Source organism: Virgibacillus profundi (assembly GCF_002287375.1).
In the GTDB taxonomy this organism is placed as follows: domain Bacteria; phylum Bacillota; class Bacilli; order Bacillales; family Amphibacillaceae; genus Virgibacillus_K; species Virgibacillus_K profundi.
On record NZ_NPOA01000081.1, the window covers coordinates 1 to 415 of the forward strand.

General features: G+C 47.0%; 1 rRNA gene. It reads right to left on the reverse strand.

Annotated features, from left to right (window positions below):
* Nucleotides 1-415 (reverse strand): 16S ribosomal RNA (locus CIL05_RS21630); the annotation flags it as partial.

Sequence of the window (415 nt, forward strand, 5' to 3'; positions counted from 1 at the left end):
ACGTCATCCCCACCTTCCTCCAATTTATCACTGGCAGTCTTGCTAAAGTCCCCACCATTACGTGCTGGTAACTAACAATAAGGGTTGCGCTCGTTGCGGGACTTAACCCAACATCTCACGACACGAGCTGACGACAACCATGCACCACCTGTGCAACTGATAACCTCCACTGTGTTTCTACAGCTTTGCAGAAGCATGTCAAGACCTGGTGAGGTTTTTCGGGTACCTTCGAATTAAACAACATGATCCACCGCTTGTGCGGAGTCCCGTCAATTCCTTTAAGTTTCATACTTGCGTACGTACTACTCAGGCGGAGTACTTAATGTGTTAACTTCAACACTGGTTTTACCCAACGTTTAGTACTCATCGTTTACGGCGTGGACTACCAGGGTATCTAATCCTGTTTATGCGACTA